The 26,675-nt window shown below is 57.3% G+C and carries 15 protein-coding genes and 1 pseudogene; 4 read left to right on the top strand and 12 right to left on the bottom strand.

The window, feature by feature from the left end; translation table 11 throughout:
* Nucleotides 1-31: 31 nt before the first annotated feature.
* The 3 genes from FBZ93_RS14490 to FBZ93_RS14480 form a co-directional block, all read right to left on the bottom strand.
* Nucleotides 32-937, bottom strand: coding sequence for an AEC family transporter (locus FBZ93_RS14490; RefSeq protein WP_146986634.1), 906 nt, complete (start codon nucleotides 935-937; stop codon nucleotides 32-34).
* 43 nt (nucleotides 938-980) lie between these two features.
* The gene (locus FBZ93_RS14485; RefSeq protein ID WP_146986633.1) at nucleotides 981-1,790 is read right to left on the bottom strand and encodes a sulfite exporter TauE/SafE family protein; all 810 of its coding nucleotides are present in this window, start codon (nucleotides 1,788-1,790) and stop codon (nucleotides 981-983) included.
* A gap of 469 nt (nucleotides 1,791-2,259) precedes the next feature.
* Complete coding sequence (locus tag FBZ93_RS14480) at nucleotides 2,260-2,439, bottom strand: hypothetical protein (protein WP_146986632.1); 180 nt, start codon at nucleotides 2,437-2,439, stop codon at nucleotides 2,260-2,262.
* Between the two features lie 620 nt (nucleotides 2,440-3,059).
* Here FBZ93_RS14480 and FBZ93_RS14475 point away from each other — a divergent pair.
* Both FBZ93_RS14475 and FBZ93_RS14470 read left to right on the top strand, forming a co-directional pair.
* Entirely contained in the window at nucleotides 3,060-3,335 is a 276-nt protein-coding gene (locus tag FBZ93_RS14475; RefSeq protein ID WP_146986631.1) for a hypothetical protein, read from the top strand.
* Nucleotides 3,296-3,826 (top strand): GIY-YIG nuclease family protein, encoded by a 531-nt coding sequence (locus FBZ93_RS14470; RefSeq protein WP_146986630.1) that lies wholly within the window; start codon nucleotides 3,296-3,298, stop codon nucleotides 3,824-3,826. Before FBZ93_RS14475 ends, FBZ93_RS14470 begins: the two co-directional genes overlap by 40 nt.
* Before the next feature lie 96 nt (nucleotides 3,827-3,922).
* Here FBZ93_RS14470 and FBZ93_RS14465 read toward each other — a convergent pair whose 3' ends face one another.
* The 5 genes and pseudogenes from FBZ93_RS14465 to FBZ93_RS14445 form a co-directional block, all read right to left on the bottom strand.
* On the bottom strand, nucleotides 3,923-4,402 hold the full coding sequence (locus FBZ93_RS14465) for a GNAT family N-acetyltransferase (protein ID WP_146986629.1): 480 nt from the start codon (nucleotides 4,400-4,402) through the stop codon (nucleotides 3,923-3,925).
* 95 nt (nucleotides 4,403-4,497) lie between these two features.
* Nucleotides 4,498-5,574, bottom strand: a pseudogene (locus FBZ93_RS14460) (IS630 family transposase).
* Between the two features lie 394 nt (nucleotides 5,575-5,968).
* On the bottom strand, nucleotides 5,969-17,398 hold the full coding sequence (locus FBZ93_RS14455) for a beta strand repeat-containing protein (RefSeq protein WP_146986628.1): 11,430 nt from the start codon (nucleotides 17,396-17,398) through the stop codon (nucleotides 5,969-5,971).
* A 185-nt stretch (nucleotides 17,399-17,583) separates the two neighbouring features.
* Nucleotides 17,584-18,201, bottom strand: a complete 618-nt coding sequence (locus tag FBZ93_RS14450; RefSeq protein ID WP_146986627.1) for a hypothetical protein — start codon at nucleotides 18,199-18,201, stop codon at nucleotides 17,584-17,586.
* Between the two features lie 16 nt (nucleotides 18,202-18,217).
* Nucleotides 18,218-18,523 carry a hypothetical protein gene (locus tag FBZ93_RS14445; RefSeq protein ID WP_146986626.1) on the bottom strand — a complete coding sequence of 102 codons (306 nt, stop codon included), beginning with the start codon at nucleotides 18,521-18,523 and terminating at the stop codon, nucleotides 18,218-18,220.
* 772 nt (nucleotides 18,524-19,295) lie between these two features.
* Here FBZ93_RS14445 and FBZ93_RS14440 point away from each other — a divergent pair.
* Both FBZ93_RS14440 and FBZ93_RS14435 read left to right on the top strand, forming a co-directional pair.
* Nucleotides 19,296-20,036: a hypothetical protein gene (locus FBZ93_RS14440; protein ID WP_146986625.1), complete on the top strand. Its 741-nt coding sequence runs from the start codon at nucleotides 19,296-19,298 to the stop codon at nucleotides 20,034-20,036.
* Between the two features lie 157 nt (nucleotides 20,037-20,193).
* Nucleotides 20,194-21,003 (top strand): sulfotransferase family protein, encoded by an 810-nt coding sequence (locus tag FBZ93_RS14435; protein ID WP_146986624.1) that lies wholly within the window; start codon nucleotides 20,194-20,196, stop codon nucleotides 21,001-21,003.
* Nucleotides 21,004-21,036: 33 nt separating this feature from the next.
* On the opposite strand, the gene FBZ93_RS14430 is transcribed toward FBZ93_RS14435, so the two are convergent.
* The 4 genes from FBZ93_RS14430 to FBZ93_RS14415 all read right to left on the bottom strand — a co-directional run bounded on the left by FBZ93_RS14430 (nucleotide 21,037) and on the right by FBZ93_RS14415 (nucleotide 26,321).
* Nucleotides 21,037-21,813: an adenylyl-sulfate kinase gene (locus FBZ93_RS14430; protein WP_246667486.1), complete on the bottom strand. Its 777-nt coding sequence runs from the start codon at nucleotides 21,811-21,813 to the stop codon at nucleotides 21,037-21,039.
* 29 nt (nucleotides 21,814-21,842) lie between these two features.
* Complete coding sequence (locus FBZ93_RS14425) at nucleotides 21,843-23,267, bottom strand: HlyD family type I secretion periplasmic adaptor subunit (RefSeq protein WP_246667485.1); 1,425 nt, start codon at nucleotides 23,265-23,267, stop codon at nucleotides 21,843-21,845.
* Between the two features lie 13 nt (nucleotides 23,268-23,280).
* Nucleotides 23,281-25,413, bottom strand: a complete 2,133-nt coding sequence (locus FBZ93_RS14420) for a type I secretion system permease/ATPase (protein ID WP_146986622.1) — start codon at nucleotides 25,411-25,413, stop codon at nucleotides 23,281-23,283.
* A gap of 356 nt (nucleotides 25,414-25,769) precedes the next feature.
* Nucleotides 25,770-26,321 carry a hypothetical protein gene (locus FBZ93_RS14415; RefSeq protein ID WP_146986621.1) on the bottom strand — a complete coding sequence of 184 codons (552 nt, stop codon included), beginning with the start codon at nucleotides 26,319-26,321 and terminating at the stop codon, nucleotides 25,770-25,772.
* Between the last annotated feature and the right edge of the window lie 354 nt (nucleotides 26,322-26,675).

The raw sequence follows: 26,675 nt of genomic DNA, 5'->3' as shown, positions 1-26,675 counted from the left end.
CGATCGGACTCGGCTTCGAGGCTTGCTCTTCTCAAATGTGGTGCAGAGCATAGGACCATAGCGGAAGCGTCAGAAACGAAAGCGATATGCCAAGTCCCACCATCAACGAAACCAAGGGTGGGTTGAGGCCATGCTGGACGGCGACGATCGCGCCGCCGATCTGTGGTCCCATCGCGGCCTCGAACAGTGTCACGCGCGTCGTTTCTTCCATTGTCCCCAGGATGCCGATGTACAATAGCGCGAGCGCTGCAGGCGCCAGTATCAATTTGAATCCCAGGCCCGTCGCCAGCGCGGTCACAAGACCGCTGCTCTGGTCAAACCTCAGCTGCAACCCGACTGAGACCAGAGCCAACGGCGCAAGCGTGTCGCCCAATCGCTTCAGCGCGTCGGTGAACCAGACCGGCAATTCGAACGGCATGAGAGCGAAGGCCACCATCAATGCAATGAGCGGCGGAAACAGAATAATCCGCTTCAAGATCGCAGTCTTCGATTCCTTGCCTGGGGAATAGATCGCTGCTACGGCGACCCCCAATGTGCTCAGCACAAGGTAGGTACCGAGCTGATCAATCAGAATTCCGGTCGCCATGCTGGGGGCGCCAAAGAACGCTTCGATCATGGGCAGGCCGACGAAAGATGTATTGGCGAGGCCCCCCGCAAGCATCAGGGCGCCAGTCGTCTGCCGTGAGAATTTCAGGCGGGCAGAGAGCGCCCAGAAGAAGAGAACGCCCAGGGCGAACATCAGCCAAGGCATGGCAATGCTGAACAGCAGCGACGTCTGCAGACGGACATTGTGGAGCTGAAGGATGATGAGGGCCGGCAGCGATATGTGAATGATAAAGGCATTGAGCGCGGAATGTCCGCCCTCCGGGACTTTTTTGGCGACGCGGAGAGCAATGCCTATTAGCAGGCAGAGAAAGAGCAGAATAATATTGTTCATCGTATCTATCTCAAACGCCCGCCGCAGCAACGCCGTGGCTGGGTCACGTCAATGCCGAATACAAAAGGTGCGCGCCATTAAAGACCAGAAACAACGCAAAGAGCCCAGCCAGAGCGCGAGACGGTAGCCAATGCGCAACCGCCACACCAAGCCGCACGGTCACGAACGTTCCGGCCACGAGCGCAGCAAGCGCTGGCAAGTTGATGTAGCCCAGCATCCAGTGGCCTAATGGCACATTGCGGCCCTCCCAGGCGTAAGCGAGCGCCCCCGCCAGGCTGATGGGAAGCCCGATCGCCGCCGAAGTGCCGATCGCAAGCTTAGGCTCCATGCCGGCAGCCTTGAAGTAGGGCGTGAACAACGTACCGCCGCCTATGCCGGCGAGCGCAGCAATTCCACCGAACGCCAGGCTGAAAAGACCGAGAGAGAAATCACGCCGCGCCACCATCTGCAGCGCGCCGATCTTCGATATGTCGGTGACCATCAGACCGGCCGCGAACAACTGAAAACACGCGACAAAGCCCAGCAGTAAGGTCGCGCGGGCTTCGGAAGCGAGCGCGCTGCCGAATACAACACCGACAACCACCCAGGGCGTCGAACGGCGGATCATGTCGACGGAGGTGCTGCCTCGGCGATAATGCCCGTATGCACTCTGCGCCGCCGAAAACACAATCGCAGCCATGGAGGTTCCCAGCGCCATCGCAACGGCATGCTGACGGTCAATCCCGGTCGTCTCGAATGCGTACACCAGCACCGGGACCATGATCAGGCCACCGCCAATCCCAAACAGACCCGCGAAGAACCCAGCAGCAATTCCACTCAGCCCAAAGACAGGCAAAATAAGCTCAGAGCTCATCGCGCCTTCCTCCCACCTTCGATAGCGCGGAGAGCGAGCCGTCCATTCTCCATTCTCCGGAACAGCGAACAGCCGACTGTCGCACACACACGGCGCCAGAGCACGCCTGCGGGTCTAAGGAGCGGCTTGAGAGACGCTTGAGCTCGAAAACGATTTGCGAACCAGAGAACAGCTTGCCTGGAGCGCTGCCGTTGAGCGCTCCCCCATACCTCGGCGAAATCCTGCCTTGTATCATCGTCCTGCACGACGTCGCCTCTCGGAAATGAACTAGATAAAATCAATGCGTCCTTGCAAATAGACGCCTATAAGTTCGCCAGCCTCGCAACGTGACTCCAATGGGTCTCCGCGCGCCAAGCGCTCGTCAACCGTTGCCTGAACTCTTGTTTGCGAGCCGGGACAATCGAGCCGCCGGCGCGGTACTACCCCACTCTGCCAACGCCGCGGTGACGCCATCAGCAGCTTCACGAACCTACGGAAACGCCGTCATCGTCGCGAAATCGCCAGCAGCCGTCCCCGGCGAGAAGGCGTCGAGATACACTGCCACCCAAAATATGATCAAAAATGCCGCGTACCCCAGCATAATCGTCAGCCAGCGGCTGGTACCGCTGGCTTGAACTGCCTGGAGCTTTGGCCGCTGTGCGATTTCCATTGCTTCATATCCAACGTCGTCGATGCGATCCAATGCATCACTGAATACATTCGAAGACAATTAAGCCGTGTGACACTATTCACACCGCCAACATAAAAAACGCGATCAGCCATCCATGATCGTCTGTTAGAGCAGTTTATTCAGCTTTTGGCCATGAATGGTGAGCACGAGAAAGACCGATCAGAATCCCAGATGAATGGTCCTTCGCCATTCAACTGCGCGAGGATGCTGAATGCAAAATACCAGGCAAAAGGGCCGCCGATTTTTTCTAGCCGGTTCGCAATATGAATTGCACAGCGATCTTTGTACGTTTCGCACATTAAATCACAGGCCACTCTCGTTAGCGGAAAGTCGGAGCTCGATGCGCAGGACAGCGCATGTAACGCTCTCAGCCGGCCTTTGGAAGATGCAAGCAGTCGCCTGATCTTTTTCAACTTATCCAACCGAAGACAACTTTTGAAATCGGCTCGCAACGCCCTCTCCACCCACGGACATACTTCTTCGGACGACCGTGCCCGCTAGTTTATCCCCAGTCGAGACATCCGGTGGAGTGGCACGAACCGCCATGCCCGCTAGAATGAACCTTTCAAAGAGGATTCGGGCCCGGATGGAGATTGGCAGTGCAGGAAACTGAGCAAGCGATCCAGGCATTGGCTGACAGGCTGGAGCGCCTCGGCGCCCCTCTTTCATTGCCCGAAGACTGGATCATCCTGTGCGATGATGACGATCTTCGTCATATGCCGCGGACAATGGCAAAGCGATTGCTGGCGAAAGCGAAAAAGGAGACGGCGCGCCGATGGCTATATGTGCGCTTTGATCCCAGCGACATGGACTGGGAGCTGTTTGAGAACTCCGAATGCGTGACAGCTCTGAGGAGTTTGACGAGAGTCAATTGAAGCAACACACGATCAATTCGATTGATGATGTCGTGTCGACGGTCAACTCAATGCGCGAACTCTGCGCAAGTCTTGCGGGCGATTCGGCACAACCATCGGCTCACCGGGCGACGGTGGCCGCGCGCGTGGCCTACGGCTACCCAGAGGCACGGCCGGATCGAACCGATTGCTTCGACGAGGATGTGCGTCGCCAATGCCGACGTATCATCAATGAGATCTACAACGGCAAAGCGAAGTCATCTGGTCCCGTGGTCTACCTGATCAGCACCGACAATCCGGAATTCGTGAAGATTCGTTTTACGACATGCCTTGAGCAGCGGTTGAAGTCGCTGCGGACGGCGTCGCATGTTGACCCCACGATCCATCTGACGATTGAGGGCACGCATTCAATGGAACGCGAGCTTCATGCACGCTTTGAAGCAGTTTGCTACAACCGCGAATGGTTCCGGCTGACGGACGAAATCAAAGCGTTTATTGCCTCGAAAGGATAAGAGCGAGCCCCCCGGGTGCACCGTCGCAACCATTTATACGCCGGCATTCCGCTGCCGAGCACGAACCAAGCACGACCGAGACACTATCACGTTATGTTATGTTTGCGCCATTTCCATAAGGACGACTTCAATGGGGTCTCCTCCAACGCCGTGAGAGAAGTATCCTTTCTCGATGGCTCTGAAGCCGTGGTGCTCGTAGAATCCTTGGGCGTTCAACGTGGACTCGATCCTAATCGATCCAGAGTACCCCATCTTCGCGTTTTCCACACCGGCTTCGAGCAATCGCTTACCCAGTCCCTGACCTGCTGCCTTGGGCAGCAGAAAGAGGCGCGTCACCTCGCCAGGATCCGAGGCGACGAACCCGACCACCTCGCCCCTGTGTTCTGCTAATACCGTGCGGCCGCTCTTGATGATGTCCTCGTAGTGTTCGGCAGTACGTTCTCCCATCCACCCCGCGAGCTGTTCGCTCGTGTAGTGACTTTTTCCGAGCCCCTGAACGGATTGCACCGTCACGTCAAACAGCGATCGACCATCGCCGGCACGAGCGGGGCGCAAAACGATTTCGGACCTGTTCATGGGCCGTTTCCTGCAAATCACGAACTGCAATTACTCTCTCAGAGTCTGCCTGCAGCATTTCTGCAAACTTGTTGTGCAGAGTGTAATACCAATCCTCAAATTGATCGACCGATGTAGGCCCAATCGCGGAGCCGGATTGACATAATCTTCCACGGCTGATCGATGAGAGTGTTCCAAGCGTAACAGCAGTGATCGACGATGTTGTCATAGGATTTGAAGACGCGGTTTGACAGCCAATTTTGACGCATGAACTGCCAGATATTTTCCTGGCTGTTCAGCTCGGGCGAACGCGGCGGCAATGGCATCAGCGAGATGTTGTGCGGGATCTTCAGCTCCTTCGCTCCGTGCCACCCGGCCTGATCGAGGATGACGATGGCGTGGGCGCCAGGGCTGACCTTGCTTGCGATCTCGTTGAGATGAAGCTGCATGGCCTCGCTGTTGCAGAAGGGCAGAACCAGTGTCGCGCCGGTTCCGAGCTCCGGACATACGGCACCGAACAGGTAGGTCGATTGCGTGCGCTGGTCGTGAGCGGCCCGCGGCCGCGATCCCTTTCTAGCCCAGCGATAGGTGAGCTTGTTCTTCTGCCCCACCCGCATCTCATCCTGGAACCACACCTCTACCCTCTACCCGCGTGTCCGGCGCAAGACTGCTGCGGATTTCCTCCACGCGAGCGTAGAATTTTTTTTAAATGCCTCGATCGCCTCGGGATCCTGCTTGTACGCTCTCGGCCGCGCGCTGACGTGTGAGAAGCCGAGGTCCTTGAGGGCTCGATAGACCGTATCGTCTGACACCGAGATGCCGAACTCCTCATGCAGCCGCATGATCAGGTCACAGGCCCGCCAGCGCACCACGCCATGGATGGGCGGGGTCGGCCCTTCGTCCACGATCCGCGCCAGAAACGCCCGGTGCTCCGTGTTGAGCTTCGCCAGCGCACCTGGCGCGGGAACATTGATCAGACCATCGGGCCCTTGCTTGTTGAATCTGATCACCCAGTCGCGAAGCGTCTGCCGGTCCATCCCGCCGACCTTGGCGGCCTCCGCCCGCGATGCGCCATCGAGCACCGCTGCGATCGCCAGAAGGCGCCGGACCTGATCGCTGTCCTTCGCCCGCCGCGCGAGCCGGCGCACCTCAATCGCTGCAAAATCCGTTCGAACCGCAATCGGCTGCCCCATGGCAACTCCCTCCAGTTGCCATTTTGAATCATCGATCCTCTGATTTGGGAATACCCGCCGTGAGTCACCACCTCGGCGGATTGGTATAAGCTACTGCTGCAAGGTGGAATGCCCGTACTGGCTGCAAGTCTAGCGACCGCGGGTATCGCTGGCCTCCTCTACCTCATTGCAGCCCACGTCCAATCCGACGGTTACCGTAGCGCCGTCAAGGGCGAAGCTGCCTATCCAGCCCTGCCGGGCGAAGACGCCGCGCGGCCGACGATCACGCGAGATCTCCGCTGAAACCGAATGGCAAGCTCTGCTGCTCAAGAAGCATTCTGTTGCATCAGGCAAGCAAACTCCCATTTCCCTATCAGTCGGCGAACCAGCTAGGTGTTCAGCCGGTGCACCCACTCTAATGATGCCAGGCGGCCCCCACAGCGCCCTGCAGCTCCGAATTGGCCGGGATCTGCGAAATCTGCGACGTAGCAAAGCCGGGGTTGTCGGTTGCGTAAGTCGCCATTGCCGAAACGAGCTGCTGGACTTCGGCATCCAGCTTGGTCCCATCAGTAGTTGCGAAGCTCTGAACCGCAGCGTTGTTGCCGCCACCGAACCAATCATCGATTGTCAGTGTGTCGTTCGATCCAAGCACGTCAATTTCGAGATTGTTGCCACGCTGCTCAAACCACAGATTGTTGGCATTGATGCCAGGGCCGAAGTCGACGGTCCCAGTATTCGATCCAACTCCGGCACCGATCTCTGCGTGGCCACTACCTACGCCGAACAGATAGGTGTTGTTCGACCCAAGCGCCGTGACCGTCCCGTTCGGACCGATCGCGATCGTATCGTTCGACCCGGTAACTGTTCCAGCGGCGTTGCTCGAGATGCTTATCGTTGCATCATCAGCTGACACCGTTCCGCCCGTTCCGTGGAAGACGGCGTTAGAAACGGCCGTTGCAGAAGGGTTCAGCGTCGCAATGACATAATCTTGGTTGGTGATTTCTGCGATCGCCTTGGTGTCTGCTGCCGCTTGGGCCGAGGTCAACTGCAGGGTCGGTACTCCACTGTCAGTTAACGTGAGAGCGGCGACGCTGGCGTCGGCATCTAACGCATCCAGGTTCGCGGCAACATTCGCGGCCGTATCGAGTACGTCGATTGCATACGCTGTGTTGCTGATCTTTCCGAGAGCGTTGGCGTCGTCGAGCGCTTGAGTAGCAGCAAGGGGCAAAACCGGCGTCCCGGCATCCGTCAACGTAATCGACGTCAGATGAGGATTGGAATTTAGCGCATCCAGGTTGGCCCCAACGCTTGCCGCGCTATCGGTGACTGCGACACCATAGGATCCGGTCGTCTGGCTCGCCAAAACGGTGCCGCTGGCTGCCTCCGCTGCAGTAAGGGGAATGGTAGGCGGCGCTCCTGGAGCGGGATCTACCACCGTCGTGCCGCCATTTCCGTCGCTCGAGACAACAAAGGTAGAGCTGAGATAGTTGCCCGAGAGGGTAATGTTAGCCGTGCGTGTTCCGTCGGTTATCGTGAGCGTACCACCGGAGGCCGTAGCGTTGTGGAAAACCGGGGTCTGAATGCTGGCAAAATTGATATCGGTGAGATCGATGGCATCCAGCGCGGTCATTCCGCTGATGGTCCCTGTAAACCCGACTGAGTTCTCCAGCTTGAGCGTTCCGGTCGCGGAAGCAAATGTCAGTTGGCCGGAGTAAGCCGCCCAGAGCACAAAGGTCGTACCTGCGGGCACAATAGCGGATGCAGCACCGGTCACCGTAAACAACTGCCAATTGCCCCACGAGGTACCGTCGGATGCGGCAACCCAAAGCTGATCTGCCCCGTTGCCGGCGACGTAAGTGGTTTCGGCAAGTTGTGCAGCTGTAACATTGATCTCGGTGTTCGTAGCTTGGACGACACCGTTGACGACCCAATGCCCGTTTCCGTTGGTGTCCCAGAGCGCGTAGCTTGCGATCGTTCCTCCGCCTCGTTCACTGGCAGAAAACATCGTGGACGCGGAAATCGCTTGTCCCGATAGGGTCGTCAAGCTGCCAGCGGTTACGACCGGCAACTCCGGCGTTGCAGTGAATGAAGCCCAGGTGCTCCACGCATTGCCGTCGTTGACTCGTATGTAGAGCTGATCGGTGCCTCCACCTCCAACGTACGTCGTTTGCGCCAGCTGCGCCGCTGTAACATCGATTTCGGTATTCGCCGCCTGCGCAACACCGTTCACAACCCAGTGCCCGTTACTATTTGAGTCCCAGAGAGCATAGGTAACAATGCTGGAGCCGTTTGGATCGGTGATGGTGAACAGCGATGACGCCGACCTACTTTGGCCCGCGACAATACCGAAGCTGGACGCCGTCACTACGGGTGCGGCTTGTGCTCCCGTGAATGATGTCCACGCGCTCCAGGAAGTGCCATCGTAGGCGCGGACCCAGAGTTGATCGCTCCCATTGCCACCAACGTAAGTCGTTTGCGCCAGCTGCGCGGCCGTCACATCGATCTCGACATTGGTCGCCTGAGTGACGCCATTCACAACCCAGTGGCCGTGACCGTCGGTGTCCCAGAGGCCATAGGTAACGATGCTCGCGCTATCGGGATCTGCTGTCGTGAACAGGGACGAGGCCGCGCGGCTCGCGCCGGGTGCGATGTCGAAATTCGACGCCGTCACAACGGGTGGGGCTTGCGTGGCATTAAACTGCGCCCATGTGCTCCAAGCGTTTCCGTCGTTCGCGCGCACCCAAAGCTGATCGGTTCCGCTACCCCCGACATACGTGGTTGCTGCCAGCTGCGCGGCCGTCACATCGATCTCGACATTGGTTGCCTGAGTGACACCGTTCACAACCCAATGGCCATGGCCATCAGTGTCCCAGAGGCCATAGGTAACAATGCTCGCGCCATCGGGATCTGCTGTCGTGAACAGGGACGAGGCTGCACGGCTCGCGCCGGGTGCGATGTCGAAATTCGACGCCGTCACAACGGGAGGAGCTTGCGTGGCATTAAACTGCGCCCATGTGCTCCAGGCGTTTCCATCGTTCGCACGCACCCAAAGCTGATCGGTTCCGCTACCCCCGACATACGTGGTTGCTGCCAGCTGCGCGGCCGTCACATCGATCTCGACATTGGTCGCCTGAGTGACGCCATTCACAACCCAGTGGCCGTGACCGTCGGTGTCCCAGAGGCCATAGGTAACAATGCTCGCGCCATCGGGATCTGCTGCCATGAACAGGGACGAGGCCGTGCGGCTCGCTCCCGGTGCGATGTCGAAACTCGACGCCGTCACAACGGGGGGAGCTTGGCTTGCCTTAAATAGCGCCCATGTGCTCCAGGCGTTTCCGTCGTACGCACGTACCCAAAGCTGATCGGTTCCGCTACCCCCGACATACGTGGTTGCTGCCAGCTGCGCGGCCGTCACATCGATCTCGGCATTGGTCGCCTGAGTGACACCGTTCACAACCCAGTGGCCGTGACCGTCGGTGTCCCAGAGGCCATAGGTAACGATGCTCGCGCCATCGGGATCTGCTGTCGTGAACAGGGACGAGGCCGCGCGGCTCGCGCCGGGAGCAATGTTAAAATTCGACGCCGTCACAACGGGCGGGGCTTGCGTGGCATTAAACTGCGCCCATGTGCTCCAGGCGTTTCCGTCGTTCGCTCGCACCCAAAGCTGATCGGTTCCGCTACCCCCGACATACGTGGTTGCTGCCAGCTGCGCGGCCGTCACATCGATCTCGACATTGGTCGCCTGAGTGACACCGTTCACAACCCAATGGCCGTGGCCGTCGGTGTCCCAGAGGCCATAGGTAACAATGCTCGCGCCATCGGGATCCGCCGTCATGAACAGAGACGAGGCTGCACGGCTCGCGTCGGGTGCGATGTCGAAACTCGACGCCGTCACAACGGGAGGAGCTTGGCTTGCGTTGAATAGCGCCCATGCGCTCCAAGCGTTTCCGTCGTTCGCACGCACCCAAAGCTGATCGGTTCCGCTACCCCCGACATACGTGGTCTGTGCCAGCTGCGCGGCCGTCACATCGATCTCGGCATTGGTTGCCTGAGTGACACCGTTCACTACCCAATGGCCATGGCCGTCAGTGTCCCAGAGGCCATAAGTCGTAATGCTGGCACCGTCCGGACCTGCTGCCGTGAACAAGGATGCGGCCGTACGGTTCGCACCAGGTGCAATGTAAAAGCTCGACGCAGCGACTGCCGGCAGCACGCTCGTTGCCGTTAAAGTCTGCCATGCACTCCATGACGTACCATTGTTCGCGCGCACCCAGAGCTCGTCGTTGCCGTTGCCGCCAACGTAAGTCGTCTCCGCCAGTTGCGCGGCAGACACATCGATCTCGGCGTTGGTTGCCTCGGTCACACCGTTTACGACCCAATGGCCATTGCCATTCACATCAAAGAGGCCGTAGGTGACAATGCCGGCCCCGTTCAGTTGTGTTGCCGTGACCAAAGAGGCGGCTGGCCGAATCTGACCTGGCTCTATGTCGAAGCTAGATGGGATATTCAAGCTCGGCGTCGTCGCCGCCGGCGCCTGAGTTTCATTGAACGAAGTCCAGCTGCTCCAGGAGTTGCCGTCGTAAGCGCGAACCCAGAGCTGATCGTTGCCGTAACCCCCGACATATGTGGTCGCTGCCAGCTGCGCGGCCGTCACGTCAATCTCAGCGTTGGTCGCCTGGATCACGCCATTTACGACCCAATGGCCGTTGCCGTTGGTATCCCAGAGACCATAAGTAACGATGCTGGCTCCATCGGGGTCGGCTGCCGAAAACAAGCCCGGGGCCTCGCGGCTCTGGCCGGCAGCCAAGCTAAAACCAGATGCTGTGACGACCGGCGGAACAAGAACGCTGTTTCCTGTTCCATTTATCGTATAACCGGTGACACCGGCCGCTATTTCGATCGTCGAGTTACTCGCAGTGATGACATCGTTGCTTCCGAGCACGACAATCGTATTTGCGCCGGTGACTGTTAGGTCGTCATTGCCTTTGAGTGTGATGATATCCCCGCTACCGCTAACGACCGCGGGGGCAGACGAGGTCCCGACACCTGCTGCGAAGATAATGGAAGCGTTCGACGCATTCGTCGTCGAATATGGATTCGTATCAGGCCCGGTGACAAGCGGACCCGATACAACGTAGACCGTGTCATTCGATCCCGAGAGCGTCAATTCCGATGGGCCGACTTGCGCGATCTGGTTGTTGTTTCCCGATACAGTCGCAATGTTCGAATCTTCAATGGATATCGATGAGTTCGACGTGCTTATCGAAACTGGGCCGTCATTGACTTCGATTGCATCGTTGAAACCAGCGACCGTTAGCGACCCCACATCCGCGAATATGACGTTGTTACTGCCATTAATGACGTCGACCGAAGAAAGCTGTCTCCCGACAGTAATGAAGTATCCAGTATAGGCAAAAGTTCCGGAGGATTCGATGTCCACCGTATTGGCGGGATCAATCCACTGTTCCGACGGGGCAACCAAATGCTCATTTGGATCAATGGCCGTCAGATTTGCTTGATAGTTTTGATCCGTCGTATATTGTGCAATCGCGACTGCCGCGGGAATAAACGCTTCAATTGAAGCAGCCGCAGATGCACCGTATTCCGTTGGGCTGACGTATTGATCGAACGTCGCCATCTCCTCGGCCGTCGGCAAACGTCCCAGCGCGTTCTCGAGCGCCGCTTCAATGCTAAACCCGTCGTACATCGGATCGGCGCTTGTACCACCGGGCGTCGAAAAGCTATTCACATATTCAGACGTATTGGTGATGTTAAACGCCAACGCCTCTCGGTTCACCACTCCGTTGGTAATGTACTGCGCGAGATACTGCGTCTCAGCATCGTCCATATGACGTCCGAGAAGGGTTTGGTAGATCTCGTTGGCAATCGCGACGTCCTGCTTTTCAGTGGCCACATCGATCGTGATCGCACCTGAACTCCCGGATCCGCTGTTCCAGCTCCATGTGTCGATGCCGTTCGCGTCGACATAATGCGAGGCACTGCCAGCCACAAAACCATTTGTGGCCGCAGCGCTACCTGACGTCACGGTTCGCGAATATTGATAGCTGCCATTGGCGTTCGCAAACTCGACGGTCTTGTCCGTAATTCCCGAAGAGGTCGTGAGCGTCGTAATCAGACCGTCGGCACTGACCGTATAGGTGTTGGTTCCAACGAGGGTCGAACCGAACGTCTGCGAATTGATGACTTGCGTGCCTGAAGCGTCGTTGTAGAAATTGTTGATGATGGTTTTCGAACCATCCGGCTCTAGGATTGTTTGTCCAAACTGCTCGTAGACACCACTACCGTCATTATCGACATAGGTTGTCGTTACGAGGCCATTGTTGCCCGTCAGCGTCGTTGTCAGGGAGCGTTGATTGGCAAAGCTGTTGCCGTAAGCTGTCTTCACAACTTCCGTCGTACTACCGTTGGCGTTGAGCGTCTTGACATCGGATTCGATGATGTCCGTTCCAAGCATTGAGGCCGGCAAGGCCATCCCGGCAACGATATCGGCAGCGGCAGCGTCGAGATTAGCCAGCGTTTCCTTACCCGTGGTATCGTATGCAAACGACCTAACCAGGCCGTTCGGGGAGAGCTCCGAGACGAGTTGATCGACAAGAACACTAGCCGCATCATAGTTCAGAGTTGTCGTAGTAACACTGGCGTCAGCATTTGTGGCAACGGTTACAGTCTGCTTGTAACTCGGAGCGCCAAACGAACCGCTGCCGCTGATGATATCAGTCGTTGTGCCATTGGCATTTTTGGTAAAGGTGCTGACCTCTGTATTGGAGCTCGACGCAAAAGTGGGCGTGAATGAGTCGAACGTCTGATCGAGTTGGTCGTTGTCCGAAATCGTCGTCGTCGTAATCATCCGACCGTCAAAGCTCGTATTGACGGTGACCTGATTTTCGATCAGCGGCAAGTCCGCCGGATTGTAGTAGGTCGTCGTCTGCGACTTTGAACCGTCCGTCGCAATAGCAGTCTGCTGAACAATATAAGGAGATGCACTGACACCGCCCAACGCAGTCGAAGTCGTCGTCGTCATCCGGTTGGCCGAAGTGACGACAGTTGTGGTGTCATTGGGACTGGTGGCGCCGGCGATCGTGTCGACCGTCGTCTGAGTGGTCGCTCCCGTGTCCGCAATGGATACGGTGCTCGTGCTCGTCACGCTGAAACCAGAGACATTCGAAGACAACGCACCGGCCAAGACCATCGTGGTGGTTGAGCTCTGATTGTTGCCCGTGGATTGCCTGGTCCGCGTATTATTGAGGCCGGCGGCTGCATCAGCATCGACGAACGTCTCGACCGTGCCACCGTCACCGTTTGAATCATATGTCGTGGTATCGGTCTGCGTGTCGAGAGCCGTGCCACCGGCATTCTCATAGACTAGAGACGTCGACAGGCCGTTCCCGCTGGTCGATTTGACAACGGTACCGAGCAGGGTGTGGCTCAGGTCATAGCTCGACGTGGTGTCGGTGACCGAGCCGTTGACCTGCGTCTGCGTCACCTCGGACTGATCGACGGTACCGAGGTTTCCGGTTTCATCGAGATAGCGGCCTGTCGTCACAGTCTGCTGATCAGCCGATCTCGTGACCGTCACTTGCTCGAAGGCTGCGCCGTTAGCCGCGATGCTCGTTACGGTCTCAGTCCGGCTGCCATCACTGTTCAGCACGGTATCGTCGGTGATCGTAGAGTTAAACACCGGGTTTGAGCCGCCGCCCGCTCCATTGGCGTCGGTCTCGGTGGTCTTTGAAAGGCCGTTGGCAGACTCCGTTGTCACCGTTTCGCTAATCAGCCCGGCCTTGTCGTAGTTGGCCACAGTTTCCGTCTGGCTGCCGTCCGCGTTAAGCACGGTGGCGTCAGTCGTCCAGAAGTCGTTGGACGTATCCCCGTTGACCGCCGTGCCGGTTGTTTTGACGAGCCCATTGGCGCTGGTCACTACGGATGTTTGCAAAAGGAGCGCCCCGCCGGCGCCAGAATAGTACTTGTCCGTGTCGGTGATTGTACCGTTCGCGCTCGGCGTGATCGTTTCAACCTGGTAGGTCGGCACCCACCCGTTCGACTGCCTGGTGATTGTCGTTTCGAGACCGGCGCCTTGAACGATGATCCCGGATGTTGTCGTCGTGATATCGCGGACTGCTCCGTTCGTTTGACCACCAGTAAAGTCCGTGACAATCTCGGTTCGGCTGCCGTTCGGATTAATGGTTGTAACGTCCGTCGTTGTCCGATCAGTAGCACCGTCACCATTGAGATCATAGACTATCGTCTTCGACAGTCCGCTGGCGCTCGTTGTCGTTGCGGTTCGATCGATCAAACTGCCATTATAGCTGTAATCTTGGTCCGTCGCAGTCGTGCTGCCGTCTGCGTTGATCGTTGAAACGTCGACCGATTGTGTTGCGTAGTGCGGTGTTGCGTAAGGATCCGCCACCGTCGTGACCGAACGTCCGTTAGCACTCGTCAGTTGGTCCGATGACGAAAGAAGTGCACCACTCTGCGAAGTAACGTTGGTTGTTTCGACACGACTGCCGTCTGCGTTGATAACAATTGTGCTGGTCGTTGCGGAATCAAACGCCAAGCCATGCGCTGCATAAACCGCCGCCGTTTGGCCCTGAACGTCGCTCTGGATTGTCTGGGTAAGCCCGTCCGCGGACGTTGTGGTTACGGTCGCGCCGAGCACATCACCTTGCCCGTCAAAGCGAACCACTTGATCCTGTACCGTGCCATTACCTTCCGTCGTAACTGTCTCGACTGTTTTGACAAGGCCGGTGGTTCCCAATGCGGTCGTGGTCGTGACCACCTGACGATTGGCCGAGGTGTTCTTTTGCTTTGTCTCGAGGACATGACCCGCGCCATCGGTCACCGAGACCGCTTCGCTCAAGCTCCCGTCGCCGTTTACTGTCGTCTGATCGGTCGTAACCTGATCCCAGGACCCGCTTGCGAGGCTTGCGCCAGTGAACGCCTGATACACGGTGGTGGTCAGGCCGTTCGCACTCACCACTGTCTGTGTCTTGCTAATCTCATCACCCGCCGAAACCACAGCACCGTATGCCGTGACCGTCTCCGTCGATACCCCGCCGGACTCCGTCGTGACATCGGTCGTGATGTGATCCAAGATCGGTGCCGTTGCCGTCCCGGCACCGGTTGAATCGATCGAAGTGGTCTTGGACAGTCCACCATTGCTGGTCGTCGTCACGGTCGCGCCGACGAGCGAACCGTCACCATTCAAGTTCTCAACCGTATCGGTCGTGGTGCCGCCGCTGACGGAGATGGTCTGCGACTGCGTAACCTCGCCGTCCCCGTTACCGTAGACCGTAACCGAGCCCACCGGGCTGCCGACAGTCCTCGTGGAGATGCGCTCGGACAGCAGCGTTCCGTTGGCGCTGTCGTCGACGACCGTCGTCGTCGCGGTTGCCCCCGCGTTCGAAATTGTCGTGGTGGTCGTGCCGAGATTGATAAGGTTGCCAAATCCGTCTAGCTCCGACGCTACGACGCCCGTCACAAGACCACCTCCGCTCTGCGGCGTGTTGGTCGTGACTGTCTTATCGAGCAGTGTCCCGTCGCCGCTCGTGTCGGTCTGCGTCGTGGTCGAGCCGCTGGAGCTGGTTACGGTTTGAGCGACCGACGTCAGGTCCAGCGTGGAGCCGTCAGTCAAATCACTGGTGGTCGTCCGCGTAACCGCAGTGCCCGCGGTTTGCGTGACCATCGTGACCAAGCTTGTCACAGTGGTTCCAACAGAGCCAGTTACCGTTTCGGTCTGAGTGGCTCCGTTTATCGTGATCCGATCGACCGATCCCGTGGACTCAGCGCTATTGCCATCGACGAGGCTTGTTGTCGTACGCGTCCGGCCATCCGCAGAGACAGCCGTCGTAGTTACGTTGCTCGCAGACCCGTCCGGATTCAGATTCGAGATCACGATCGACGTCGAACCATCAGCGTTGGTGGTGTCGACCTCCCGCTGGGTCGTCCATCCACCACCCAGTTGATCACGGAGGATCGTGACAACGAGACCATTGGCGCTCGTGGTTGTGCTGGTCGAGTTCAATTTCCTCGAACCGCTGGTGCCGCTAGCGGTCAATTCTCCATTGGTCAGAATTGTACCACCGGCGTAGTTGGTCACCGTCTCCGTCTTCGAACCGTCGCCATTAACGACGGTGTTATCGGTCTGGATTGTCGTGACGACTCCGCCGTTGTTGAGGTTGGTCAGAGTCCTCGAAAGGCCGTCCGAACTGGTGTTGAGCACGCGCTCGTAAGCCACGCTGCCGTTGGCATAGCTCGCAACATTTGCAACCGTTTCCGAACCATCCGCATTTGCCGTGTCCGACGTGGCAACGAGATAGCCGTTGGAATCGACCGCCAGAGTTACCGTCGCGGCCACGTTTGTCGTCGTCACACCCGTCGACGGATTGGTCATCGTAAACGTGGTCTCGCCGTCAATCGACGAGCCATCGGGCAGAGCCACATTCGTCGCGTTGGCATTGAGGTTGATCGAGGTGATACCCAGCGCAGCAAGCGAATAGGCCGTCTGCGTGCCGTTGGCATTGCTCACCAGCACAAAGAACTTGCTGAAATCGGCGTCGCCCGCATCTAGCGCGCCATCGTGATTGGTGTCGAACACGTCAAGCAATGCCTGCATGTCCGATTTTGCGCCCGGATCCCACTTGGTAAAGATGATCTGGTTCGCCTGGGTGAGTTGGCCGGTGCCGGTCGTATCGAGAAAGAGCACGCCATTGCCGACGCCTGCCCAGGCGGTTCGATTCTGATAGCCGTCTCCTGTCACGTCCTCGTAAGTGTTCGACGACGACAGCTTTGCGATATTTATTCCCTTGCCGGCGATATCGAGCACAATTGGTGCATAACCGTATCCTCCGCCGCCAGAACCGGAATACCCGCCATATCCGCCATACCCGCCTACATTGTTAGCGTAGTTGGTGTTATTGAGATTACCGTAACCACCCGAGTTGTTGCCATCGTTGTTGGTCCCGTCGTTTGATTTGCCGTTGTAATCGTTACCGAAGGTCGTGCCGTTATCCTGCCCCCCCTGGTTCAGCCCCTCGTCCTGTATCAGATCCTGACCTTCATCGGCCGCCTTCTGGCTCGTATAGAGATTGCCGTAAGCGTCCGTGAATTGCTGACCGTACGAATTGAATGGAGTCGTTCCGGTCGAGAACACGCTTCCGTCGTTCGTGCCACCGCTGCTAGGGATGTCGTAGGCTGGAAGATTCTGCGTATTAAAACTTCCACTGCTCGGCGCAGTTTCCGTTGCGTTCAGCGCATTGAAATCATTGGCGACGATCTGATTCGGCGTCTGCCCGCCGTTCTGCTGATTCAGCGCATCGAAATCATTCGCGACGACCTGGTTCGGCGTCTGCACGCCGTTTTGCTGATTCAGCGCATCGAAATCATTCGCGACGACCTGGTTCGGCGTCTGCACGCCGTTTTGCTGATTCAGCGCATTGAAATCGTTCGCGACGATCTGGTTCGGCGCTTGCGTGTCATTTTGCTGATTCAGCGCATTCTGAACATATTGAGCCCCCTTTTCTATTTGAGAGGCAACGAAGCCCCCTGCTCCGATCGCAGCTTTCAGAGCGGTACCTTCTAGCTGAACTGCTATGCCAACCCCGAGCCCACCCAGACCACCGACAGCTTTGATAGCGCCATCCTCTAGTGCCCCGGCAAAGTCTGGGTGTGGTTGCCCATCCAACCACTGGCCGATAAGCGCGCCAGCAACCGTACCCACGTAGACGCCAGCCGGTACGGCCTCCGGCCCTATCGATGAGAACAAGATGCCACCAGCTACCCCTCCGACGAATTCGCCCACGGTCACATTTGACAAACCAAACAATGCCAACTTCGCCTCCCCTATGCTGGTCGATGTCGACCGGTCCCCCGCGCGTCAACCACCTCAATCACATTCCTTCGACGGGCTTCGCCAACACTTAACCTTTATCTAGCAACCGGAATCAAAGCAGAGTGATACGCTGCTCTTGCGTCGAAGGCGGTCTCCGTCGCCCCGAGCATCATTTCGATTACGACTCACTTTATAAGAAAACTCGGTACTGGCATCATGGTCCCTTTGACATCCGAGACAGAGTTTCGTTGCTCACTTATGATATCCGCAAATTCATTGAAGCCCTTGAAACCGTAGAATCCAAGCAAACGCGGCCAAGTGGTCATTGAGCGCCACCTTGAATTGTTTCTCTCAATCAGAATAGGAACTCTGGTCGCCTCACTGCGTGGATGCCGGCTAGGCGAATTTAGATAAACGCTGCCATACGTCGCGCCATGGGATTTTATCTCAATGCGCTCCACGGTTTCGATCGCAATCGAAAGCCCATCCGTTGTCATTCCCCAAAAGGAAAATCTGACGATTGCCGTCTTGTCTGTTGCTATGAAGGTTAGATAGTAAGACGTAACAACGGCAACTATAAATAGAGAAAGACCAAATAGGGCATATGCAGCTAATAAGAGAATCCCCCCCTTCTCGGAGTAAAGCCCCGGCCATATAAATGGGAGACCCATAAATGGGAAAAAGCTGATGATTAGCGCGCGGGTGGTCCCAGCAAATAAAGCGTGAAGCGTGAACTCGAGCGCATAAAAAAAAGGGTTTGGTTTCATACTAAACCTGACCGTCTCATTTTCGGTGTCGTTCATGCCGCCGCGCTTCATTCTACAAGGACGATCGTCCCTTGGAGTCGTCGAGCTGATGGAGCAGCGATTTCCAGATGGGATCGAGCATCGCCCTGGTCGCCGGCGGAAAACCATCCGAGATGAGCATCGGGGCTAGGAACGACTTGAGCTTGCCGCCGTCCAAGATTCCCTCGTTTACTAGAAATTTTAGAAGCCCAACCAGCGGCCTTGTCGCTGAAAGCGACGACGCCATCAGCAGCTGCGACACCTCCTCGGTGCTGAGTGGTGGCATTCTATCAGCAGCCGCCGTCGTTTCAGAACCCGGCTTACTCTCTGGATTTGACATTGAATTGCCACTCCTTCTTCCGCTGCCTTACGCGAAAGTCTCGCTTGCGGCTGTTCGCATCTCCGCCCCAGATCCGACGCGCGTGCGTTGATAAAAGGACGTTGCCACTGACGTCGACGCGCATCTCGACGGTCTTGGAGTCGCCGGGTATTCGCGCACTACGCGACGCATAAAGGCGGTGAAACATATGATTTGGCGAGTTCGTGCGGTGCCAGGACGATTTCGAGCTACCTGGTTGCTTTTGTGATCCGGAGATATTGCGTCGCGAGTCGGAGAGCGCCCCCGTTGATCGGGTGAGTTCGCGGCGGATCGAACCAGCAGGCCATTGGAGCCGGCCCGATAAGAGGAGGATTGACCCGCGAGTCGTCCATATCGCTGGAAAATTCGACTTTGTAGACGGAGCGCCTTGGCAGCTTCTTTGACAGGGCGGATGATTTTGATTGTTCCTGCTCGGAACGCGCCGTTGATCAGCTTTTCGTAGCATCGCGGCCAGCGCATCTCATCGGGACCCCCTCACTACGCCGCCAAATTACATCTCTCGTCGGGAGATAACTAGGAGATGATCGTGCTGGACAACTCTATCTTTAGTCGTGCAATGACATTTGGCAAGTCAATTTTTTGGATTTCAACCGAACGAAATAGCTGCCTGCTTTGAACGTTGGCAAACGATACTCCGCCCTCAAGTACTGTGCGCCCCGACGAGCTAGCTGCTCGTCTCAATACCTTCTATAAAATCTGCCCGTATCAGCAATCAGAGATCCGGCAAACGAAGATGCGCCTGTTTCTATTTCTGAGCCTTTTGCTACCTTGGTGTGCAAGCCAAGCCTTCGCAACAACTTTGATCGTCTTGCGAACCGACTCCCAGATAGTCGTGGCTGCAGATTCCAAAGTTGTTTCGATTCAAGGTTACGAGGCCATGCGCTGCAAAATCCTCACTACCCCAAATCATTTTTTTGCTGCGGCCGGAATATTTAGGCAGCTTGACGAGTTTGATTCCCTTCAGATTGCAAAACGACTTTTATCGACCTCCGCCAGCCACACAGAGATTGTGACCGCCTATAAGGACCACATGCTTCGTGTCATTCCCGCGGTCGTCAAAAGAATCAAAAGTCGAGTCCCCCAATATTTCGAAGCCAAGATGCGCGGCCAAGAGGCTTTCCAGGCCGTATTCGGATCCTCCGAAAATGGTGTTCTTAAGGTGAGCGTGATCGGCTTTGTTCCAGGGGATGGCGACTCCATTTCGATCAGAGAAGAGGATTGCCCCGGACACTGCCAAGCCAAGCAAGTGTGGTTTGCGACCTTGGGAGAGCATGCCCTTATCGACGACGAAATCCGCAGCCGTCACCTAATCTGGAAAAGTCTTGGAATTGTGGGGGCTATCAATAAATTGATTACTCTTGAGACCGAAGGACTCCCCGCCTCTGTCGGAGGCCCCATTTCTATCGGCTTTCTTCGGCCGGATGGACAGGCCGGATGGTATCAACGAGGTAATTGCACGCATGATGAAGATTGAGGTCCGCATGTGCGAATCGTGAGCATTGCGTAAATGGACTGTTTCCGCGGCGACGTTGGGCACGCTCGGTTCGTTCGCGCCAAGACGCTTTTCCCGTTGACCACGGCATCACCGATTGATGCTATGACTCGGAGCTAAAGAGTACGGCGCACCAAGAATGTTTCATTTTATTTCTGGGCTACCCCGATCGGGATCCACTGTCTTGAGCGCCTTGTTGAGGCAAAATCCACGCTACTCCGCCGCGGTAACAAGCCCTGTGGCCTCGCTCATCATGCCTCTATTGCACAGCATGAGTGGAGCTAGCGAATTCGCAGTCTTTTTCAACGACGAGCGCCGCCGGACCATCATCAAGGCCGTCTTTGATTCCTATTACGCCGGCATCCCGGTAGACCATTTGGTGTTCGATACCAATCGGACGTGGACCGGAAAGCTACCCTTGCTGAACGAGCTCTACCCAAAATCGAAGGTAATCTGCTGCGTTCGTGAGATCGGATGGGTTATCGACAGCCTCGAACGAATGCTCCGCAAGAATCCGACACAGCTCTCAAGAACGCTAGACTACAAGCCGGGAAGTTCGCTCTACGCTCGCATCGAGACCTTGATGAACTCCGACCGCGGTCTCATCGGTCTCGCTTGGAGCAATTTGCGCGAAGCTTGGTTCAGCCAATACGCCAGCAAACTGATCGTTATCAACTACGATACGCTCGTGGCTGCCCCTGAGGCCGTGCTAAGGGGCCTCTACCGGGAGCTCGAAGAGCCATGGTACCCGCACGATTTTGCTAATCTGAGCTACGACGAGCCTGAGTACGATGCCCATCTTGGGATGCCCGGCATGCACAAGGTCGGCGCGAGGGTCGAGCGCCAGAACCGCGAGCCGTGCATACCGCCAGACATATTCGCGAAGTACGCGCATCTGAGCTTCTGGCTGCAGCCAGAGGCAGTTCGCAAGGGCATCGTTACTTTGTAATGGGACCCCCAACCGAAGTGGCATCAACGCCGACTATCTTGCCATGGAGCTCAGCATCCTGACGTTGGTGGCCGAGATCGCCTCGGTTTCCTCATCCAAAACAATCCTTTCGATCGCGTATCCGACGTCCCTGCCATAGAATACGTTTGTAATATTTGGCAGTGGCACGACAGCGAAGCGGCCTGCGTAAGCTGACAGAGCGGCCTCGATGCGTTGCTTTACGGCAAAGAACGACAGCGGATTCCTGGTATCGGTGCCGTGTGTGTTACGAACGGCGATGCATACCTGACCGACCCGTCGCAACCCCTCCTCTATCAGCCGTTGATGGCCGGCGTGAAACGGCTGGTAGCGTCCGATGAACAGGGCGGTCGGCTGTTGCGGATCAAACGGCGGACGCAAGCGCATGAGTGCCTGCTCGGCCCAATATTGCGGCGTCCCTTCAGACGTGACCCTGAGGTCGAACTGCCCTGGCGCCACAAACATGCGGTTTGTATCGTCGAACCGGCCTGCCTCGATGCGGTCGACCCAGATGGTGAATGCAGTGCCGAACGTGTCGCGCGTTGCCTCCGTCGGACAAATGAAGTCGGCAATCACCGTTCCACCCGCCTCCACCACGCGATCGCACATCCACCCCATTCGGCGCGCATGTTCAACGCGGTCCTCGTGAGCAAAGCCAAGGTCCTTGGATAGATTTGCACGCACCGCATCCGCATTGAACACGACTGCGCCGATCAGCGGCGCAAGCGCCGTTGCCAGCGTGGTTTTGCCCGCACCGGGCAGGCCCATGATCAGTATCTTCCGCACCGCCATCCTCGTTGATTCCAGAGCAGTTCTTTCTCTTACCGCTCGCGCAAGCTTTCCTGTTTGTAGCGCAGTAGGGGCGAGAGCAGATATTCGATCACCCGGCGCGATCCGGTCTTGATTTCGACCGTGACCGCCATGCCCGGCGTCAAATCGACCATCCTCCCTTCGACCTCCAGGCGGGTCTGGTCGAGCGAGATTTGCGCCGCATAGACGAATTCCTGGCCCTGCGGCTCGCTGCTGTCGGTTAGAGCTGTCTGAGATTTCGTGGGGTTCGATCTGTCCTGCGGCTTATCGCGGACGATCGCATCGTGCGAGACAGTGAGGACCTTACCGTGCAGCAGACCATATTTGGTGAAGTTGAAGGTATCGATCTTGACCTGCGCCTCCTGACCTGCGCTGACAAACCCGATATCGCGATTGGGAACCATCGCCTCCACTTCGAGATGGCTGTCGGCCGGCACGATCATCATCACCTGTTGCGCCGGGGTTACCACCCCGCCAACGGAGTGGACAGCAAGTTGTTGGACGGTGCCATTAACCGGCGCCCGAAGAACCTGTTGCTCCAGCTTCTGTTCGTCCCGGATGAGATCTTCGCTGAACCCTGCAACTTTTTGCTCGGCATCAGCAAGATCGCTCAAGACCTTGTTGGCGTATTCTGATTTCGCCTGTTCGCGCTGTCGTTCCAGCGATTTTCCGGCGGCCGAATTCTCCGCGGCTTTGCGCTGCTGAACGACTAGCTCATTCTTCTGGTCCGCCAGCCGGATCTGCGCGTCGAGGTGTGCGATCTTGTTGCCGAATTCGATCGCCATCGCCTTCTGGCGCACGTCCGCTTCTTCCTGGACGAACGGCATCGACGCTTCGAGCTTCACGATTGTCGCGGCAATCTCATCACCTTCAGCTACCTTCTGCGCGATTTGCTGGTCGAACGCCGCAAGCTTGTTCGTCTGGGTCGACGCCTGTTCGATCATCGCGGCGCGGGTTCGGGAAATTTGAGCGGTCGGCGCTTCTTCCGGAGGACTAAAGTAAGGCAGCGGGTCGGCGTCTCTTTCCAATCCGGCCCGTAGAGCCGCCAATCTCGCAACGTCGAGCTTCGAGACCAGAAGATCATGGCTGACGTGGTTCCGTTCAGCCGTGGCAACAGTCTGGTCAAGCCGCATTACCACCTGACCAGCGGCGACCTGGTCTCCGTCCTTCACCAGAATTGCCGTGACGATGCCGGTCTCAAGGGGCTGAACCGTCTTTGTGCGTCCCGTCGGTACCACCTTTCCCGAGGCCACTGCGACGATGTCGATGTGCCCCACAATCGACCAGCCGAGCGCAATGATAAGAAAAAGGATGATCGTGGCGCCGATCGCGCGGCCAACGGGCGACGCCGGTGTTTCCATGATCTCTAGCGCCGCCGGCAGGAATTCAAGCTGCGACCGCCGGGTACCGATGTCCGGCCGCGGCAGTTGCACCACATTGTCGTTCCGCCTAAACGACCTCATGAATTCCCGCCTGCATCCGATGTAGATCCGCGTACCGGCCGCTCCTTCGGATCAAATCGTCGTGGCTGCCATCCTCGACGATACGACCGCGCTCAATGGTGATGATGCGATCCGCGTGGCGGACGGCCGAAAGCCGGTGAGCGATCACCAGCACGGTCCTTCCCTTGGCGATGCGACGCATGTTGGTCTGGATGATGCGCTCGCTCTCGTAGTCGAGCGCGCTAGTGGCCTCGTCGAAGATAAGGATACGGGGATCGGTCACGAGCGCGCGGGCGATTGCAATACGCTGTCGCTGCCCACCCGAGAGGCTAGCGCCTCGCTCTCCGACCATCGTGTCATAACCTTGCGGAAGCTCGAGGATGAAATTATGGGCACCAGCGAGCTCGGCCGCATCGATCACACGTTCCATCGACATTCCGGGATCGGCCAACGCGATATTGTCGCGTATTGACCGATTGAAGAGGACATTCTCCTGCAGCACCGAACCGACCTGCCTGCGTAGCCAAGCGACGTCAGCGACAGCGAGATCGACACCATCGATTATGACGCGACCGCGCTCCGGGATATAGAGCCGCTGGATCAGCTTGGTCAGCGTAGATTTTCCGGACCCTGAGGATCCGACGATACCAACGACCTGCCCCGGCGGCACCTTGATGCTGACGTCCTGCAGAACTTCTGGGCCATCCAGCCGGTAGCGGAAACTTACGTGTTCGATGGCAATATCGCCACGTATCGGCAGCAAAGCGGCCCGCGCAGGGTTGTAAGCCGGCTCGGCGGCGGCATTGAGAATGTCGCCAAGTCGCGCAACAGAAATCCTCATCTGATGAAAATCTTGCCATAGCTGCGCAAGTCGCAAGATCGGCTGCGAAACTCTTCCTGCTAGCATGTTGAAGGCGATCAACTCGCCTACGGTGAGTTCGCCGTTGATGACGAGATGCGCACCAAGATAAAGGGTCAGCGCTGTAACAAGCTTACTAACAAGTTGCACCCCCTGTCCTGCCCAGTTGCCGAGCGCAAGCACTCGAAAACTAGATTGCACGTAGCCAGCCAGTTGCTCTTCCCATCGGCGCTGCATCTGCGGCTCGACGGCCATGGCCTTGAGGGTCTGCATGCCGCTGACCGCTTCGACCAAAAAGGCCTGATTCTCCGCGCTGCGGTTGAACTTTTCCTCCAATCTGCGGTGGAACAGGGGCGTAACGCCGGCGGATAGTGCGACGTAAATCGGAAACGAGCCGACGACGATCCAGGTCAGCGGCGGCGAATAATAAAACATCACCGCCAGGAACACGAATGTGAAGAAAACATCCACGACCAGCGTGAGGGCTGAACCGGTAAGGAAATTCCGGATGTTTTCCAGCTCGCGGACGCGAGCAACCGAATCGCCGGTTCGACGCGTCTCGAAATACCCGATCGGAAGCGCGGACAGATGGCGAAACAACCGGGCGCCAAGTTCGACGTCGATCCGATTGGTGGTGTGGGCGAAAACGTGCGTCCTCAGCGCCCCAAGAACGACTTCGAAAACTGAGACGGTCACAAGTCCAGCGAACAGGACGTCGAGGGTGCTGAATCCGCGGTGGACCAGAACCTTGTCGGTAACCACTTGAAAAAACAGCGGCGTAGCTAGTGCCAAGAGCTGAAGGAAAAAGGATGCGACGAGTACTTCGGCAAACATTCGCCTGTACTTTTGCATCGCCTGCAGAAACCAGGTGATATCGAACCGTCTGGCGAGATCACTCAGCGAAGCGCGGCGTGTCATCAACACGATGCGCCCGGTCCACTTGTCCTCAAACTCCTCCCTGCTCAACGCCTGTGGACCGCCACCGGACGGCCGGTGGATCAAGGCGCCATCATCGGAAATCTTGCCCAATATGAAGAAGCTACTGTCGCGACACTCGACGATGGCCGGAAGCTGGGCCTTCTTCAGATGGGCCCAATCGGCGTTGACCGCCCGAGCCTTCAACTTCAAGGTCTTGGCGCAGCGAAGCATTTCCTGGATTTTGATCTGGGAGCCGGCGAACTGGTGCGCGATTTGCCCCACATCCACTGCGAGCCCATGGAAACGCAACAGCAATGCAAGTGATTGCAGACCCGTATCCATTTCGCGCTGCGATTCCAGCATCAACTTGATAAACTCGAATAAACTATCGACCGAAGAGCCTGGGACGGCGAGAGCCTAACGCAAGCCCACATCTTGCCGTACATAAACCACAACTGAAGCGCGCGCGAGGCAATTTGTGCAACAATTGCTGTGGAAGACACGCGGATTCATGAACACTCGGTAATGTCGGCTGGCGCTTCCGAAGCTGCTCACATTCCTATCGGGCGGTCAGCGCATGCAGGGAGCCTTTTCTTTGGCCGAAATCAGCTGCTACGAGGGGCGTCTGTGATGGCCACAAATGGCCCTTAATCCCTCATATACAGGGAATAGATCTTGAATCAGTTAAGGCAAGGATCGCTCGGCCGATCGTTAGGATTTCAGCTCGTGAACGCTTCGCAATAGTTCCAGAATGGAAGAAGCTTACTCGAGCCGCGAATGCGAGCGTTGATGGGCTGGCCGGATGACGAAGCGAAAGAAAGCTCCAGGTCGTGATCGACGGCGAACGAACGAAAGACGTCCTGAAACGTATCCGATCGCAATTTCAGGGAATAGCTTTGCCGCCCCGGAAGCATCAGCATCGAAACCTTGAATTGGGCGGCGTCAGACGAGAACGTAACCTCGAATTCCCTCGGCGTATTTACGTTGCCTAAATGAACATTTATCGCATAGGTGGAGATCTCAGGATCAACGCTTCTTGTTAAGCAACGCAATTCTATTGAGATTCCCGAAACAGTTGACTGTCCGATCGCGCGAACACTATCGGGGATATCTTTCTGGAATTCCGGAAGAGCTTTGTTCTCCTCGATCGTCCAATTATCAAATCTGCCTCCACGTATTGCGCGGCTCGTACCCGCGCCATCCGCGACAACGAGCGTTGACAGTAATGCAAGGCCGGCTGCGGCGCAGGTTCGTACTATCAAACCAATCATATCTTTACCTGGCAGCTCCGAAATTTACAAAAATGCAGATTACCACAGCGGCCAAACGTCGGCGGGTCCGCTTCGAGGCTTGAGCGCCAACCGACCGCTCGCGCCAGAAATTCAGCGTCGACGTCATCTGACCCGGATTCCGTCCCAGGCGCAACCTGCACGGCAGCCAACCGGAAGCCCGCCGAAGGTGACGGCATGCCAAGGGACCTACAGGCAGCTATCGCTCAACTTGCCATTCCGAGCGTCCGGGCACCGCCTCGATCGTGTCCCCTAGCGTGGTGTAGGTGGCGGCGGGTCACCGCGTTCGCCGGCGAGAGCCGGGCTGGTCAGCTGGCGATCGCCGGAAGGCTGACG

Origin of the sequence: Bradyrhizobium macuxiense (assembly GCF_007993935.1) — a bacterium.
Taxonomy (GTDB): domain Bacteria; phylum Pseudomonadota; class Alphaproteobacteria; order Rhizobiales; family Xanthobacteraceae; genus Bradyrhizobium; species Bradyrhizobium macuxiense_A.
This window is presented reverse-complemented; position numbering and strand designations above follow the sequence as displayed.

Coding starts and splice junctions, on each gene's coding strand:
- FBZ93_RS14490 (WP_146986634.1), bottom strand. CDS start 937: ATGAACAATATTATTCTGCTCTTTCTCTGCCTGCTAATAGGCATTGCT.
- FBZ93_RS14420 (WP_146986622.1), bottom strand. CDS start 25,413: ATGCTGGAATCGCAGCGCGAAATGGATACGGGTCTGCAATCACTTGCA.
- FBZ93_RS14445 (WP_146986626.1), bottom strand. CDS start 18,523: ATGTCAAATCCAGAGAGTAAGCCGGGTTCTGAAACGACGGCGGCTGCT.
- FBZ93_RS14415 (WP_146986621.1), bottom strand. CDS start 26,321: ATGATTGGTTTGATAGTACGAACCTGCGCCGCAGCCGGCCTTGCATTA.
- FBZ93_RS14440 (WP_146986625.1), top strand. CDS start 19,296: ATGCGCCTGTTTCTATTTCTGAGCCTTTTGCTACCTTGGTGTGCAAGC.
- FBZ93_RS14435 (WP_146986624.1), top strand. CDS start 20,194: ATGTTTCATTTTATTTCTGGGCTACCCCGATCGGGATCCACTGTCTTG.
- FBZ93_RS14430 (WP_246667486.1), bottom strand. CDS start 21,813: ATGGCGGTGCGGAAGATACTGATCATGGGCCTGCCCGGTGCGGGCAAA.
- FBZ93_RS14480 (WP_146986632.1), bottom strand. CDS start 2,439: ATGGAAATCGCACAGCGGCCAAAGCTCCAGGCAGTTCAAGCCAGCGGT.
- FBZ93_RS14470 (WP_146986630.1), top strand. CDS start 3,296: ATGCGTGACAGCTCTGAGGAGTTTGACGAGAGTCAATTGAAGCAACAC.
- FBZ93_RS14465 (WP_146986629.1), bottom strand. CDS start 4,402: ATGAACAGGTCCGAAATCGTTTTGCGCCCCGCTCGTGCCGGCGATGGT.
- FBZ93_RS14485 (WP_146986633.1), bottom strand. CDS start 1,790: ATGAGCTCTGAGCTTATTTTGCCTGTCTTTGGGCTGAGTGGAATTGCT.
- FBZ93_RS14450 (WP_146986627.1), bottom strand. CDS start 18,201: ATGAACGACACCGAAAATGAGACGGTCAGGTTTAGTATGAAACCAAAC.